The following is a 16228-nucleotide window of genomic DNA, read 5'->3' as shown; positions in this document are numbered from 1 at the left end:
AAAAATGATTCAAAAGAAAGTTCGTATATGGGGAGTGCTGTCCGCCATGCTCTGTTGCGGATTTGTTTCTGCGCAGCAGCACGAGATAGAGTTGATTCCTTTCGGAAATATGGATCAGTGGATTGACCGTCAAATCAAGGAGTCCGGTATTATTGGCGGTGCTACGAAGAATGTGTATGCCATCGGGCCCGCTGCCACTGTCACCGAAACCAAGGCATATAAGAATATGGGAGGTTCGCCATGGGCGACATCCAATGTGATGGCCCGGGTAGCCGGTATTACGAAAACCAATACTTCTGTTTTTCCGGAAAAAAGGGGAGATGGTTTCTGCGCCCGCATGGACACCCGTATGGAGAGTGTAAAGGTTTTTGGACTCGTGGATATCACAGTGCTGGCTGCCGGATCCATGTTTCTGGGTGAGGTGCACGAACCTATCAAGGGAACCAAGAATCCGCAGAAAATGCTGAATTCCGGCATACCTTTTACAAAGAAACCTATCGCCATACAGTTTGATTATAAAGTAAAGATGTCCGACCGCGAGAAGCGTATCCGTGCAACGGGCTTTAGCCGTATCACAGATGTGGAAGGAAAGGACTTTCCGGAAGTGAATCTGTTCTTGCAAAAGCGCTGGGAGGATGAGAAGGGGAATATCTATGCCAAGCGCGTAGGAACGATGGTCGTAAGATATTATACTACTACCGGTTGGCATAATAATGCCACTTATTCCATCATGTACGGTGATATTACCGGTGATCCTGCATACAAGGCTCACATGATGCGCCTTCAGGTTGAAGAACGCTATGCAGTTAATAGTAAAGGAGAAAGTGTACCGGTTAAGGAGGTTGCCTGGGGCACGGAGGACGATGTGCCCACTCATTTGCTGTTGCAATTCACCTCTAGTCATGGTGGGGCTTATATAGGGTCTCCCGGCAACTCGCTATGGATTGACAATGTAAAATTGGTTTATTAGACATTGGTACACTTGGTACAGAGGTTCATCCGTCCTCTTGCCTCACACACACGTACGCGCGGGAAAGAGAGGGGGGAATCCGAAAAGGGCAGAAAAATCAGGACCGGCATCCTGTAACACCTGACGGAATCCTACGGCATCGGTCGCAAATACCGGAAGGTTAAGAGGGCCTGTCTTTCCGTACTTCGCTTGGCCTGGCGCGCATACGCGCGTGTGTGAGGCAAGAGGACGGATGAACCTCTGTACCAAGTGTACCAATGTCAGCTTTGCATCGCCTGAGTTGACCTCTGCACCACTCAAGTTGACCTTTACGTCGCCAGACCTCAGGTTTATGGTTTTTCCGGTGCAGCCGCTATTTTTGCAAATAATTTTTCTATTCATTCTTTTTGAAGAAAAAACGATATTATTTCATCTTTTCAGATAAAAATCTTTGGTATTATTAAAAATGTATCTATTTTTGCACCGCATTTTGTGTTATACGGACACAAAAAAGGTTGAAAAAATGAGGTATAAAAACTCTAACATAAAAAAGTGCCTAGATACTAAAACAATAGCACGGTGTGCGGCGTTCTTTTTATTCTGTTTGCTTCCTTTAAAAGGAATTTGTCAAACGGGAGAAAGTACTGTAGATGCTTTAGTGGAAATGGGATTTGAAAATGTTGGATGGACGGAAGATGACGATGAACGTGTTTATGTTCTGCAGAATTCTGCATATCGTTTGCAAGGCGTAGGCATAGGCAAAGCGGTGGATGTTATCCAGAAGACGGGTTTGTCGGAAGAAAAACCGTGCCGGATAATAGTTCTGGATAATAATGTGCCTCAGATTTCTCTTTATTATCATCCTCTAAAGGGTGATTCGGTGCCTCAGGCAGAGCGTAAAGACTGGCATGTAAGCTATGAGCTGGGTGACGCTTGGGAGAGTGCACGGAAAATAAAGTTGAAGAATAGTTCTTTGTTTAAGGTTGATGTACTGGTGTATCCCCAATTAGCTTTCAAGAATCTGGTGATTACACAGATTTACCAGGTCTTGTTTGATTTGAGCCCTGCGATAGAGGTTTCGTTATGGAAAGGCATGAAGTTAACGGCGCAAGTGAAGATACCGGTTTATAATGACGGATATGGAAGGTTTGAAGATAAAGTTCATCCGGGGCATATTACGATATCACAGCGTTTTCGACTACCGTATAATGTGTTTGGTAAGGTGGCTGTAGGGTGTTTTAGTGCTAACCAATATGGAGTAGATGCTCAATTTTATCGTCCTTTTAAGGATGAACGCTTTTCCTTAATGGCTCAGATTGGGTATACAGGAATGGGATATTGGAGCGGATTTCGTTATGTATATGATCCTTCGACAGCGCTTGTTACGTGGTCTGTGGGCGGTAGTTTTTATTGGCCGCAATTTAACACTCAGTTTAATCTGAAAGCTGAACAGTATTTGTTGAAGGAGAAAGGTGTTAAATTTGAAATGATGCGCCATTTTCGCTATTGTTCGATTGGTTTCTATGCAATGAAAGCAGAACATGCAAAGATGAATGGAGGCTTCCGATTTCAAGTGGCATTACCTCCTTATAAATATAAAAGGAAAGGATATATACCCCGTGTGAATACCTCTGCCAATATGGGTATTGTTTATAATGCGGGTAATGAAAGATACTATTATAGACAGTATAAAGCAGAAGCTAGCGACAATATAATGGAAAAGAATAGTTTTAACCCATATTTTATTAAGTCAGAATTGTTAAATTTTTAATTAATTAATTGAGATGAAAAAGATTAAATTCTTAAACGGCATAAGTGCAGTATTTGCGTTTGCCGTAGTAGCTTTGGCTACAACTTTAACTTCTTGTGAGAAGGAAGAGTTCAACGTTAATGTAACTCCTACTAATGCACAAGCTGTTATCAGCCCGATTGTGCTTGCTATAGAGGATGGTGTTACTACAGATGTAACTGGCCAAGCCACTATCGCACCTGAAGAGTTGACATTTACAGGTAATCCTACTCTGGCTGCTAAGAGTGTTGATGTTACAGCTTCTTATAATGGTTTGAGTGCAACTGTTACGGTTAAGGTTCCTGCTTTGCAAGCTGGTCAATTTGCTACTCTGACTCCGACTATCATTCTTCAAGAAGAAGATGCAGATACTAAGATTGTAGCAGAACCTACAAAACTTGAACCAGTAACGAATCCTAAAGTTAAGACTTGGGATAACCCCGAGCTTTATTGGTTTGACATTCCATCATTCCCTTATGTAGTAAAAAAAGGTGCAAAAGTAGGTGAAAAGAAAATCAATACAACTGATCTTATTGAACGCGCAGCTATTGAATCTTTCTTTAACACGCTTGAGAATACATATCAGGAAACGACAGTAACAACACCGGAGAATAAGTATAAAGTTTATGCTAACTCTAGAACAACTGCATCTATTACTTATACTGTTGAAACAACTGAATATAAAGTAGTGAAGAAGGCTGTAACAAAAGCTGAAACAGAGCCTTTAGCTTCTATTGAAGTAGATGATTATACAACTTCTACACTGTTTGTTCTTGAAAATCAAGATATTCCTGGTCACGGTCATAGCCACGGTCATGGTCATGGTCATGGTGAAGGCAATGCCGGTGGTGGTGTTGGTGAACTTGATTAATAGAGGTTTTAGTTGTTATTTATCTTAAACTAAAGAGAAAATGAAAAGTAAATTAATGATAGCCTCCTTACTATTGGCAGGCGCTTGTGCAGCAAACCTGAATGCACAAGAAAAGAAAAACTACTATACTCCGAAATGGAGCGATAATATTTTTGTCAGTGTAGGTGGTGGTATTCACGCCATCAACAATGACGGTTTCAATAAGATTGCTCCGCATTTCAGCGTATCATTGGGTAAGCTGATTACTCCGACCTGGGGTGTACGTGCTCAGGTGAACGGTGTTACACAACACTTGTGCTTGGATGACGCATATTGGGAACACAACAAGACTTATGTTGGCGGTAACATTGATGCAATGATTAATCTTTCTACATTGTTTGCCGGTGTCAATCCTAACCGTTTCTTCGAAGTTTACGGTTTCTTGGGACCTCAAATCTCTGTAGCAAAATCTCAAAATGTAGATGTTACAATTAGTGCTGACGGTACTTCACAGTCTATGACTCCTGCCGGTGAAGCTGAAATGCGTGCTCGTGTAGGCGCTTCTGCCGGTTTGGGCTTGAAGTTCAACATCAACACCAAGTGGGCTATCGACGTAGAAGCTCGTGGTGCTATCGCTCCGTCCATTTTCGGTAACATCAGCAGCCATCGCAAGGCTGAAGGTACAGGTATGCTGACCGCAGGTGTAAGCTACATCTTCGGTGGCAAGAAATTTGTGAAGGCTTCTAACATTGACGAAGATGCTGTTAATGCAGAAATCAACAGATACAGAAGCGAGCTGGCTCAAGCTCAGGCTGATTTGGCTAACTGCAAGAACGCACTGGCTAATGCTAAACCGGAAGTGAAGGAAGTGACCAAGGAAGTTGAAGTTGCCGGTCCGCGTGCTATCTTCTTCAAGATTGGTAGCGCCCGTCTGGACGACTATGGTAAAGTTAACATCGAATTGGCTGCCAAGATTCTGAAGGCTAATCCGGACAAGAAGTACAAGGTTGCAGGTTATGCAGACAAGGCTACAGGTAGCGCTTCTTGGAACCAAAAGCTGTCTGAAAAGCGTGCTCAGGTTGTTTACGATGCTTTGATTGCTCAGGGTGTTGACAAAGACCAGCTCGAACTCGTAGGATTCGGTGGTACTGCCAATATGTTCGGCAAGAACTTCTTGAACCGCGTAGTTATCCTGGAATAATATACTCCAAGTGACAAATAGACTCTAAAAATGAAGGCGTCTGGGACTCAGACGCCTTTTTTTGGTACTATGTCCGATGCATGTTATAAAGCAACCCATTTTTATCAGCGACTGAATTTATATGTGATGATGAAGTTCAAGCTATTTCTTATCGTTCTGTCTTGCAGCCTTTCCCTATCGGCCTTTTCTCAGCTGACGTATGGTACGACGGGGCTGTTGCACGCACCCTCTGCGGAGATGCAGCGCGACAAGACTTTCATGGTCGGCGGCAACTTCCTGAACAAGGAACTCACACCGCCCACCTGGTACTATCATACCTACAACTATTTTCTGAATGTCACCATCTTCCCCTTTCTGGAAGTGGCCTACACATGTACGCTTTTCAAGGCGGAGGCGTTGGGCCTGAAACCATACGGGTACAGCGGATTCACGAACCAGGACCGTTACTTTTCAGCCCGTTTGCGTGTGTTGAAGGAGGGACAGTTCTGGAAATACATGCCGGCTGTCGTGCTGGGGACGTCCGACCCGTTCACTTCCTCCGGAGGGGGACAAGTCGGCACCACGGAAGGTAACGGCTATTACAGCCGTTTCTATATTGCTGCTTCCAAGCATATACCCGTCATGGGCAAGGAGGAAGTGGGTGTTCACCTTTCCTACCTTTATAACAACCGCAAGGAGTACAAGCTGAACGGGCTGGCATTGGGTGTCACCTACAATCCCTCCTTTCATCCGCAGTTGAGGGTGATAGCGGAATATGACTCCAAGGACTTTGCCCTGGGAGCCACCTATCTGCTGTTCAAGCATCTGCATGTGCAGCTGGAAATGCAGAGGATGAAGTATTTCAGTGGAGGGCTGACATACAAAATTCATCTGAAATAATTAGTGGAAAAATCAGAGGAGGGGATGTTTGATATTACCAGACATCCCCTTTTTCTGTATTATATATGTAAGATTAACGGCAAAATCCAAATTTTAATCGTAATTTTGTAGCCCATTATGAGTAGAATAATAGCCATAGACTACGGTCGGAAACGTACGGGAATAGCCGTGAGCGATACATTGCAGATGATTGCCAATGGACTGACAACTGTGCCTACACACCAACTGTTGCAGTTCCTTCTTGATTATGTGACTAAGGAACCGGTGGAGCGGATTTTGGTAGGTCTGCCTAAGCAGATGAACAATGAGGCTTCGGAAAACATGAGGAATATCGAGCCTTTTGTCCGTTCGTTGAAGAAGAAACTGCCTGACATGCCGGTTGAATATGTAGACGAACGTTTTACTTCTGTTCTGGCTCATCGGACGATGCTTGAGGCCGGCTTGAAGAAGAAAGCTCGCCAGAACAAAGCGTTGGTGGACGAAATCAGTGCGACTATTATTCTGCAAACTTATTTGGAGAACAAGCGTTTCTCCTTCTTATAATGTATAGGGAAGTAATGTGTAATTAAGTAATATTGTAATTAAGGAAATGATTTTACCCATTTATGTGTACGGCCAGCCCGTATTGAGAAAGGTGGCAGAGGATATTGCTCCGGACTATCCGAACTTGAAGGAACTTATTGAGAATATGTTTGAAACCATGGACCATGCCGAAGGTGTAGGGCTTGCAGCTCCGCAAATAGGTCTTCCTATCCGTGTTGTGGTTATCAATTTGGATGTTCTGTCTGAAGATTTGCCGGAATACAAAGATTTTCGTAAGGTGTATATCAATGCCCATATTTTGGAAGTGGGAGGTGAAACCGTGTCTATGGATGAGGGTTGCTTGAGCCTCCCGGGAATTCATGAATCTGTGAAGCGTGGCGATAAGATACGTGTGAAGTATCTGGACGAGAATCTGGAAGAACACGAGGAGGTTGTCGAAGGTTATCTGGCACGCGTAATGCAGCATGAATTCGACCATCTGGAAGGAAAGATGTTCATAGACCATTTGTCTCCGCTTCGCAAGCAGATGATTAAAGGAAAACTGAACGCTATGTTGAAAGGCAAGGCACACTGTACTTATAAGGTGAAAACCGTCAAGAAGTAAGTCAATCATATAATATGGTATAAAAGGCTCAAAAAATATAAAAAGTGTTCCGCTAATCCCGACAAGTAAATGAAAAACGTTACTTTTGTTTCGTTTACAAGCATTTATAGAACAAGATGATAAAAAAAATACTGACGGCTATTTTGCTGTTACCTACATTGTTGTATGCACAAATCAATACGGAACGGGTGATGACCATTGCTCGGAATGCGTTGTATTTTGAGGATTACGTGCTTTCTATCCAATATTTTAATCAGGTAATCAACGCGAAACCTTATTTGTATGAGCCTTATTTTTTCCGTGGACTGGCAAAAATCAATTTGGATGACTATCAGGGAGCGGAGAGTGATTGTGATGCTGCGATTCAAAGAAATCCTTTCGTAGTAGGTGCTTACCAAATCAGGGGGCTGGCACGTATCCGGCAGAACAAGTTTGACGGGGCGATTGAAGATTATAAAACTGCCCTCAAATACGACCCCGAGAATCTGGTGCTTTGGCATAACCTTTCCCTTTGCCATATTCAAAAAGAAGATTATGAGTCGGCTAAGGAAGATTTGGGTACGCTTCTGACAATTGCCCCCAGATATACACGTGCTTATCTTATGCGTGGTGAAGTTTCTCTGAAACAGAACGATACGATACAGGCTTTGCATGATTTTGACAAAGCTATCGGTATGGACCGCTATGACCCGGACGGATGGGGGGCAAGAGCCATTGTACGTCTTCAGCAGGGGAAGTATAAAGAGGCCGAAGCTGATTTGGACCACTCCATCCATCTGAGTGCAAAGAATGCCGGCAACTATATCAACCGTGCCTTGGCGCGTTTCCATCAGAATAACTTGAGAGGTGCCATGAGCGACTATGACTTGGCTCTGGATATTGATCCGAATAATTTTCTCGGGCACTACAACCGGGGGTTGCTGCGTGCCCAGGTAGGCGATGACAACCGGGCGATAGAAGATTTTGATTTTGTGTTGAAGATAGAGCCGGACAACATGATGGCTACCTTCAATCGTGGTTTGTTGCGTGCTCAAACGGGGGATTACCGGGGAGCAGTCAGCGACTATTCCAAAGTGATTGCAGAATATCCTAATTTTATGGCAGGCTATTATCGGCGTGCCGAAGCCCGTAAAAAGATTGGCGACCATAAGGGGGCTGAACAGGATGAGTTCAAAATCATGAAGATGCAGATTGATAAGCGCAACGGTGTTTCTTCCGGTGAGAAAAAAGAAGATAGCGACAGTAAGGATGTTGCGGATAATTCTTCGGAAAACTCCAATGGCGGGAAAACACGTAAGAAATCGGACAAGAACATGGAAAACTATCGGAAAATTGTAATAGCGGACGATTCGGAAGCTGACCAGCGTTATAAGAGCGATTATCGCGGACGCGTACAAGACCGGAATGTGACCATCAAGCTTGAGCCGATGTATGCTTTGACATATTATGAGAAATTGAGCGATGTGAAGCGTATCGTACATTATCATAAGTATATCGAGGAACTGAACCATTCGAAACAGTTCCCGAAGCCACTGCGCATTACCAATATGGAGGCTCCGCTGACGGAGGAACAAGTACGTTTCCACTTTGCTTTGATAGATGCTCATACGTCTGATGTGGTAGCTGATGAGAGGAATGCCCAAAAACGTTTCATGAGAGGTCTGGATTTTTATCTGGTTCAGGATTTTGCCAGTTCCATAGATGACTTTACGAAAAGTATTTTGTTGGATGATACTTTCTTCCCGGCATACTTTATGCGTGCTTTGGTGCGTTATAAGCAACTGGAATATAAAAAGGCCGAAGCCACAATGAGTGAAGGCGCCACTTCGGGTACAACGGAAATGAAGAAGCCAGAAGTGACGGCCATCGATTATGAAGTTGTGAAGAATGACCTGGATCACGTTATTCTATTGGCTCCTGATTTTGTCTATGGCTATTATAACCGTGGCAATGTGTCTTCGTTACTGAAGGATTACCGTGCCGCCTTGGTGGATTATGATAAGGCGATTGAGTTGAGTCCCGATTTTGCAGAAGCATACTTTAACCGTGGATTGACACATATCTTTTTGGGGAATAACAAACAAGGTATTTCCGATTTGAGTAAAGCCGGAGAGTTGGGCATTGTGTCGGCCTATAACATTATAAAGAGGTTTACAGTTACACGTGAATAACATTTTTTTGCTAAAAAATAGAATATCAAAAAGAATTAGTTATTTTTGCGTTCTGAAAAATGAAATATACATATAAACTATGATAAAGATAACATTTCCAGACGGCTCTGTTCGTGAATATAACGAAGGAGTAACGGGACTGCAGATTGCAGAAAGCATCAGTTCGCGACTGGCACAGGATGTGCTGGCTTGTGGCGTGAACGGAGAAACTTATGATTTGGGGCGTCCTATCATGCAAGACGCTGAAGTGGTTCTTTATAAATGGGAGGATGAGCAGGGCAAGCATGCCTTTTGGCATACCAGTGCCCACTTGCTGGCCGAGGCTTTGCAAGAGCTCTATCCGGGCATCCAGTTCGGTATAGGTCCTGCTATCGAAAACGGTTTCTACTATGATGTGGATCCGGGTGAAACGACTATCAAGGAAGCCGACCTTCCGGTCATTGAGAAAAAAATGGCTGAATTGGTGGCTAAGAAAGAAGCGGTTGTCAGACAAGACATTGCCAAGGCAGATGCTTTGAAGATGTTCGGCGACCGTGGAGAAACTTATAAATGCGAGCTGATTTCCGAATTGGAAGACGGTCACATCACTACTTATACGCAAGGTGCGTTTACTGATTTGTGCCGTGGCCCTCACTTGATGACCACAGCTCCTATCAAGGCTATCAAGCTGACTTCCGTTGCCGGTGCTTACTGGCGTGGACAAGAAGACCGTAAAATGATGACCCGTATCTATGGTATCACCTTCCCTAAGAAGAAGATGCTGGATGAGTATCTCGTTCTGCTGGAAGAGGCAAAGAAGCGCGACCACCGCAAAATCGGTAAGGAGATGGACTTGTTCATGTTCTCCGACACGGTAGGTAAGGGACTTCCGATGTGGTTGCCAAAAGGTACTGCACTGCGCATCCGCTTACAGGACTTCTTACGCCGCATCCAGGCTCGTTACGATTATCAAGAGGTAATGTGTCCGCCTATCGGCAACAAATTGCTTTACATCACTTCCGGTCACTATGCAAAATATGGTAAGGACTCATTCCAGCCTATCCATACACCGGAAGAAGGGGAAGAGTACTTCTTGAAACCGATGAACTGCCCTCACCACTGTATGATTTATAAAAACTCACCCCGTTCTTACAAAGATTTGCCTTTGCGTCTGGCAGAGTTCGGTACGGTTTGCCGTTATGAGCAGAGCGGTGAGTTGCACGGATTGACACGTGTGCGTAGCTTCACGCAGGATGATGCGCATATCTTCTGCCGTCCGGACCAGGTAAAGGATGAATTCCTCCGTGTAATGGATATTATCTCCATCGTGTTCGAATCTATGGACTTCGAAAACTTCGAAGCGCAGATTTCTTTGCGCGACAAAGTGAACCGTGAGAAGTATATCGGTAGCGACGAAAACTGGGAAAAGGCAGAACGCGCCATCATCGAAGCTTGTGAAGAAAAGGGCTTGAAGGCGAAAATAGAGTATGGCGAAGCCGCTTTCTATGGTCCGAAACTGGACTTCATGGTGAAGGATGCCATCGGTCGCCGTTGGCAGCTGGGTACCATCCAGGTGGACTACAATCTGCCGGAACGTTTCCAGCTGGAATATACCGGTGCCGACAATCAGAAGCACCGTCCCGTAATGGTTCACCGTGCTCCGTTCGGTTCTATGGAACGCTTTGTGGCTGTTCTTATTGAGCATACGGCCGGCAAGTTCCCGTTGTGGCTGACTCCTGACCAGGTCGCTATTCTGCCTATCAGCGAGAAGTTCAACGACTATGCGCATGAAGTGAAACAATACTTGAAGGGATATGACATCCGTGCCATTGTGGACGAACGCAATGAAAAGATTGGTCGTAAGATTCGTGACAATGAGATGAAGCGTATTCCGTACATGCTGGTTGTAGGTGAAAAGGAGGCTGAAAATAAGGAAGTTGCTGTCCGCAAGCAGGGAGAAGGTGATAAAGGAACCATGAAATTTGAAGAATTTGCCAAAAAAATGAACGAAGAAGTTCAGAATATGATAAATAAATGGTAACTTTGCGCCCAATTGTAGAAGCATAGCATATATTGGATGTTCTAAAGATTGCTTTTACTTAACATAAAACATTAATTTGGGAATAGTAAATAAGAAACAAACTGGAAGTAAACGTTATTTAATGAAGAATGACAGCTTAAAAGGGCAACATCGGATTAACGAACAAATCCGGGCCAAAGAAGTCCGCATAGTGGGCGATGAAGTAGAACCAAAAGTGTATCCGATAGGGCAGGCTTTAAGACTTGCTGAAGAACATGAAGCGGATCTCGTGGAGATTTCTCCGAATGCACAACCCCCTGTTTGTCGTATTATTGATTATTCTAAATTTCTTTACCAGTTAAAGAAGCGTCAGAAAGAGCAAAAGGCAAAGCAGGTGAAGGTAAACGTGAAGGAAATACGTTTTGGACCTCAGACTGATGACCATGACTATAACTTCAAGTTGAAGCATGCCAAAGGCTTTTTGGAAGATGGCGATAAGGTGAAAGCCTACGTGTTTTTTAAAGGCCGTTCCATCTTGTTCAAAGAGCAGGGAGAAGTGTTGCTGCTCCGTTTTGCCAATGACTTGGAAGACTATGCGAAAGTAGACCAGATGCCGGTTCTGGAAGGAAAGAGAATGACTATTCAGCTCTCTCCGAAGAAGATGACGACACCGAAGAAGAACGTAGCTCCCAAGCCTGCAGAAGATGCGCCAAAGGCTGTGTCGGCTGAAACAGAAGAATAAAGAAGTGAGTAACGCCATAGGTATAGTGCGTTGCCATATAATTTAATAATTAAAAAGTTTAAAAAAGATGCCAAAGATGAAGACTAACTCCGGTGCTAAAAAGAGATTTACTCTTACCGGAACAGGTAAAATCAAAAGAAAGCACGCTTTTCATAGTCACATTTTGACTAAGAAAACTAAGAAGCAGAAAAGAAATTTGTGCTACTCTACACTTGTCAGTACAACAGATGTAAGCCAAGTGAAAGAGCTTTTAGCAATGAAGTAATTGAAAAGCGTACAAAAGTATTAAAGTTATTAACCGAATGCATTAGCTTTAAGTCCGCTGCGTGAAGTAACGGCGCTAACATTCAAAAACAAGTAAAACTATGCCAAGATCAGTAAATCATGTTGCTTCTAGAGCAAGAAGAAAGAAAATTTTGAAATTGACCAGAGGTTACTTTGGTGCAAGAAAGAACGTTTGGACTGTTGCCAAGAATACTTGGGAGAAAGGTTTGACCTATGCGTTCCGTGACCGTAAGAACAAGAAGAGAAACTTCCGTGCTTTGTGGATTCAGCGTATCAATGCTGCCGCTCGTCTGGAAGGTATGTCTTACTCTAAGCTGATGGGCGCTTTGCACAAAGCCGGTATCGAAATCAACCGCAAAGTATTGGCTGATTTAGCGATGAACCATCCGGAAGCTTTCAAGGCTATCGTTGCTAAAGCAAAGGCTGCGTAAAAACACAGTTAGCAAATAAATCGCAAGGTGCTGATTACTATTTTGGTAGTCAGCACTTTTTGTCTTCTGATAGTCCTGGAAGGGAGGAAAACTTTAAAAGGACTTGAAACAATTTGCTGCTTTTTCTTGTTTCTTTCATAGAAACTCATTACCTTTGTTATAGAAAAAATAGCCGCATTGATTGAATCGGGAAACTCATCAATTTTTATGAAATACCGAGACAAGCTTTGCTTCTCAATGGCGGGCCACGCCCTTCGGGGTAACTTTTGAGTCGGTGGATTACAAAGAGGAGGAGCACTCAAATCATGTCATACGGAGTTTCATCACATCATCGGTGCGGCTTTCTATAAAAGAGGAACGGTAATCTGTTTGGATAACTGTTCCTCTTTCTTTTTATGCGGATGCGGGTGATTGTGAAACAGATGGTCTGTTTTGAAAAGAGGTTTTACGGTTTATTTGTTGTTCCTCAAATCTTTTACCCTCACAGCTTTTCCTTCACTCTGTGGTAGGGAGCCTTTCTTTACCAACCGTAATTTCGGGGTGACCAGAATCTCATCTTTCAACTGACGGGTGATTGCTTTGCGAATCTTCTCCAGCTCGATATAGTTGTCGGTAGAGAGGTCGCTGAGCTCAACTTCTACAATCATTTCATCCTGATTGTTGACCGTTTCGAGCGTGATGAGGTAATTGCTGCCCAATTCGGGGAATTGTACCAGCACCTTTTCCACCTGCATGGGGAAGATGTTGACTCCCTTGATGATGAACATGTCGTCACTACGGCCTTTGATGCGGTCTATACGGATGTGGGTACGTCCGCAAGGGCACTTGCCGGGCAGAATGCGGGTAAGGTCGCGTGTACGATAACGGATGAGCGGCATCATTTCTCTGTCTAAGGTTGTCAGTACCAGTTCGCCGATTTCACCTTCCGGTACGGGGGCGCCGGTTTCGGGATTGATGATTTCGACCAGGTAACAATCTTCCCAAAAATGCATGCCGTCTTGTTCGGTACATTCGAAAGCTACGCCGGGACCATTCATTTCCGTCATACCGAAGCTGTTGTAGGCTTTGACACCAAGCATGCGCTCAATCTTTCTGCGTTGCTCGTCTGTGTGGGGCTCGGCGCCGATTACAAGCGTTTTCAGACTTGTACCGGCCGGGTCTATACCTTCTTCCTGGAATACTTCGGCCAGACGGATGGCATAGCTGGGAATAGCATGCAGGGCAGTGGTTTTGAAATCGTTGATGAACTTAATCTGGCGCTTGCTGTTGCCGGCAGCGGCCGGAACAGTCAGTGCACCTAGACGCTCTGCTCCATACTGAAAACCCAGTCCTCCGGTGAACATGCCGTAGCCGGAGCTGTTTTGGAAAATATCCGTCTTACGGATGCCTACCATATAGAGGCAGCGGGCCACTAAGTTAGCCCAAGAGTCCAAATCGTGTTGAGAGTGTACGATGACTGTCGGTGTGCCCGTAGTGCCACTGGAAGAATGGATACGTACTCCGTCCTCACGCATATTTCCTGCGACTAATCCGAAAGGATAATTGGCGCGCATATCGGCCTTAGTGGTAAAGGGTATCTTGCGTATGTCTTCTACAGACCGGATGCTGTCGGCGGTGATGCCATGCTCTTGGAATACCTTTTTGTAATAGGGCGAGTTGGCGGCAATGCTGACAGTTTTCTTTAACCGTTGCAGTTGCAGTTCGCGCAACTGCTCACGGGGCATTGTTTCAATCTCTTCTTCCCAGTATTTGTTATTCATGGTATGGTGAAATTTAGGGTCAATTATAGTTTATATCAGTTTTTCTGCAGGATAGTTGGGGATGTTGATGAAGGGAGCTTCATTGGTCACCAACCAACCTTCGGGGCTGAGGTAGGGGAGGTAGCGCAGTGCCTCCATCGGTTCCAGGGAGATGATGAGGTCGCATTTTCCTGTGGGAATGAGGTCTGAAGCGATGGGTTGGTTGCTAATACGTAGATTGGACTGCACGTCACCGCCTCGCTGGCTCATGCCGTGTACTTCTGCCTGCTTCATATAGAGTCCGTCCTTAAGGGCTGCTTTGCCGATTACGGTGGCGATGGAGAGGATACCTTGTCCTCCTACGCCGGAAAGTATGATGTCTTTTTTCATGGTTTTACTTGTTTCTTTTTTTGCGTGCTAATGTCTGGATACATTCTCTGCGGGGTATGATGACGGATACGCCGTGGTATTCGATTTCTTCCCGGATTATTTGCTTCATTTCCTCGTAGTTTTTCTTCAAGGGGACTACGACGCGGATATGTTCGGGGGCTACACCGATGCCGGCGCAGATGGCTTCCAGACGTCCAGTGCCGGCAGAGTCTTGTCCTCCGGTCATGGCGGTGGTTTCATTATCGGAGATGACGATGGTGACGTCGGCGTTTTCGTTGACGCAATCCAGCAATCCCGTCATGCCCGAGTGGGTGAAGGTGGAGTCGCCGATGACGGCTACGGCAGGATGCAGACCGGCATCCGAAGCGCCCTTCGCCATGGTGATGGATGCGCCCATATCCACGCAAGAGTTGATGGCGTTGAATGGGGCATTGGCTCCAAGCGTATAGCAACCAATGTCGCTGAATACCTTGTATGTGGGATATTCTTCTTTCAATACTTGGGTCAGCACCGTGTACATGTCGCGATGGCCACACCCTTCGCACAAGGCGGGCGGGCGCATCTCTACCAGAGAAGGAACACTGAACTCAGCCTTGTTCTCCTTGCCTATGGCACGCGCCACGCTGTCTGGGTTCAGTTCTCCGTCTTGCGCCAAGGTACCGTCCAGACGGCCTTTTACGTTGATGCCGATGCCCAGATAACCTTTCAGTTGTTTTTCTACGAAGGGTTGCCCGTCTTCCAGTACCAGGATCTCGTCGCACGTCTCTACCAGCTGCATCAGCTGTTTCTTGGGCAACGGATATTGTCCGATTTTCAGTACCGGATATTCGCAACCTTCGGGATAGTTCTCCATCAGGTAGTTGTAGCCGATGCCGCATGCCACGATGCCCAGTTTTTTGTTGGGACCGTCGGTGTATTTGTTGTAAGCGGAGTTTTCAGAGGCTTTGATAAATTCGTCCTGGCGCTGCAGCAATGCTTTGTAGCGTTTACGTGCATTACTCGGCAGAAGGATGAACTGACGCGGGTCGTCGCTGAAGGAAATCTCATTCTGCGGTTGTTGTTCCTTGCGCTCTACGCCGGAGCGGGAGTGGGCCAGGCGTGTAACCATGCGCATCAGGATGGGCTCGCCGGTCTGTTCGGAGAAGCTGAATCCGTTGTACGCCATGTCGTAGGCTTCCTGCTGGTTGCTTGGCTCGTACATCGGGATGAGGGAGAAGTCGCCATAGAAACGGCTGTCCTGCTCGTTTTGTGAGGAGTGCATGCTGGGGTCGTCGGCAGCAATGACTATCAGACCGCCTTTTACTCCTGTAATGGCAGAATTGATGAAACAGTCGGCAGCCACGTTCATACCCACGTGCTTCATGCACACCAGTGAACGCTTGCCTGCAAAGGACATGCCCAAGGCGGCCTCCATCGCAGTTTTCTCGTTAGAGCACCAGCGGTTATGTATGTTCTTTTCGGCAGTAACCGGTGCCATCTGGATATATTCGGTGATTTCCGTAGAAGGAGTGCCGGGATAGGCATATACGCCCGAAAGTCCGGCATCTAATGCAGCTTGTGCAATGGCTTCATCGCCAAGTAAGAGTTGCTTGCTCATATCTGAATGTTTAAGTGTTAGTCATGGATTAATGTTTGACGCAAATATAGGATTTTGCT

Annotated in this window: 15 protein-coding genes and 1 pseudogene; 12 read left to right on the top strand and 4 right to left on the bottom strand. The window is 45.3% G+C overall.

Features of this window, described 5'->3' with window-relative positions; translation table 11 throughout:
• Window positions 1-4: 4 nt before the first annotated feature.
• Window positions 5-970: a PCMD domain-containing protein gene (locus E5355_RS03870; RefSeq protein ID WP_136009253.1), complete on the top strand. Its 966-nt coding sequence runs from the start codon at window positions 5-7 to the stop codon at window positions 968-970.
• Between the two features lie 42 nt (window positions 971-1012).
• Here E5355_RS03870 and E5355_RS03865 read toward each other — a convergent pair whose 3' ends face one another.
• Window positions 1013-1351 carry a hypothetical protein gene (locus tag E5355_RS03865; RefSeq protein ID WP_136009252.1) on the bottom strand — a complete coding sequence of 113 codons (339 nt, stop codon included), beginning with the start codon at window positions 1349-1351 and terminating at the stop codon, window positions 1013-1015.
• A gap of 121 nt (window positions 1352-1472) precedes the next feature.
• Here E5355_RS03865 and E5355_RS03860 point away from each other — a divergent pair, with 121 nt between their 5' ends.
• The 11 genes from E5355_RS03860 to rplT all read left to right on the top strand — a co-directional run bounded on the left by E5355_RS03860 (window position 1473) and on the right by rplT (window position 12443).
• Window positions 1473-2720, top strand: a complete 1248-nt coding sequence (locus E5355_RS03860) for a YjbH domain-containing protein (RefSeq protein WP_136009251.1) — start codon at window positions 1473-1475, stop codon at window positions 2718-2720.
• Between the two features lie 13 nt (window positions 2721-2733).
• Window positions 2734-3609, top strand: a complete 876-nt coding sequence (locus E5355_RS03855; RefSeq protein ID WP_136009250.1) for a DUF3869 domain-containing protein — start codon at window positions 2734-2736, stop codon at window positions 3607-3609.
• Window positions 3610-3649: 40 nt separating this feature from the next.
• The gene (locus E5355_RS03850) at window positions 3650-4789 is read left to right on the top strand and encodes an OmpA family protein (protein ID WP_136009249.1); all 1140 of its coding nucleotides are present in this window, start codon (window positions 3650-3652) and stop codon (window positions 4787-4789) included.
• A 126-nt stretch (window positions 4790-4915) separates the two neighbouring features.
• Complete coding sequence (locus E5355_RS03845; protein ID WP_230469218.1) at window positions 4916-5668, top strand: YjbH domain-containing protein; 753 nt, start codon at window positions 4916-4918, stop codon at window positions 5666-5668.
• Window positions 5669-5785: 117 nt separating this feature from the next.
• A complete protein-coding gene (ruvX, locus tag E5355_RS03840; protein WP_016273432.1) occupies window positions 5786-6211 on the top strand; it encodes a Holliday junction resolvase RuvX in 426 nt (141 codons plus the stop codon).
• Between the two features lie 46 nt (window positions 6212-6257).
• Window positions 6258-6815, top strand: coding sequence for a peptide deformylase (gene def / locus E5355_RS03835; RefSeq protein WP_136009248.1), 558 nt, complete (start codon window positions 6258-6260; stop codon window positions 6813-6815).
• A gap of 116 nt (window positions 6816-6931) precedes the next feature.
• The gene (locus E5355_RS03830; protein WP_136009247.1) at window positions 6932-8986 is read left to right on the top strand and encodes a tetratricopeptide repeat protein; all 2055 of its coding nucleotides are present in this window, start codon (window positions 6932-6934) and stop codon (window positions 8984-8986) included.
• 79 nt (window positions 8987-9065) lie between these two features.
• A complete protein-coding gene (gene thrS / locus E5355_RS03825; RefSeq protein WP_136009246.1) occupies window positions 9066-11006 on the top strand; it encodes a threonine--tRNA ligase in 1941 nt (646 codons plus the stop codon).
• 121 nt (window positions 11007-11127) lie between these two features.
• Complete coding sequence (gene infC, locus E5355_RS03820; protein ID WP_136009245.1) at window positions 11128-11727, top strand: translation initiation factor IF-3; 600 nt, start codon at window positions 11128-11130, stop codon at window positions 11725-11727.
• Between the two features lie 67 nt (window positions 11728-11794).
• Complete coding sequence (gene rpmI / locus E5355_RS03815) at window positions 11795-11992, top strand: 50S ribosomal protein L35 (RefSeq protein ID WP_016273436.1); 198 nt, start codon at window positions 11795-11797, stop codon at window positions 11990-11992.
• Window positions 11993-12092: 100 nt separating this feature from the next.
• On the top strand, window positions 12093-12443 hold the full coding sequence (rplT, locus tag E5355_RS03810) for a 50S ribosomal protein L20 (protein WP_007214085.1): 351 nt from the start codon (window positions 12093-12095) through the stop codon (window positions 12441-12443).
• A gap of 452 nt (window positions 12444-12895) precedes the next feature.
• On the opposite strand, the gene E5355_RS03805 is transcribed toward rplT, so the two are convergent.
• The 3 genes and pseudogenes from E5355_RS03805 to E5355_RS03795 all read right to left on the bottom strand — a co-directional run bounded on the left by E5355_RS03805 (window position 12896) and on the right by E5355_RS03795 (window position 16169).
• Entirely contained in the window at window positions 12896-14203 is a 1308-nt protein-coding gene (locus E5355_RS03805; protein WP_136009244.1) for a phenylacetate--CoA ligase, read from the bottom strand.
• Between the two features lie 42 nt (window positions 14204-14245).
• Window positions 14246-14572: pseudogene (locus E5355_RS03800) on the bottom strand (indolepyruvate oxidoreductase subunit beta); the annotation flags it as partial.
• A gap of 4 nt (window positions 14573-14576) precedes the next feature.
• Window positions 14577-16169 carry a thiamine pyrophosphate-dependent enzyme gene (locus tag E5355_RS03795; RefSeq protein ID WP_136009243.1) on the bottom strand — a complete coding sequence of 531 codons (1593 nt, stop codon included), beginning with the start codon at window positions 16167-16169 and terminating at the stop codon, window positions 14577-14579.
• Window positions 16170-16228: the final 59 nt, after the last annotated feature.

The organism is Bacteroides muris (ex Afrizal et al. 2022) (genome assembly GCF_004793475.1).
GTDB classification, from domain to species: domain Bacteria; phylum Bacteroidota; class Bacteroidia; order Bacteroidales; family Bacteroidaceae; genus Bacteroides; species Bacteroides muris.
This window is presented reverse-complemented; position numbering and strand designations above follow the sequence as displayed.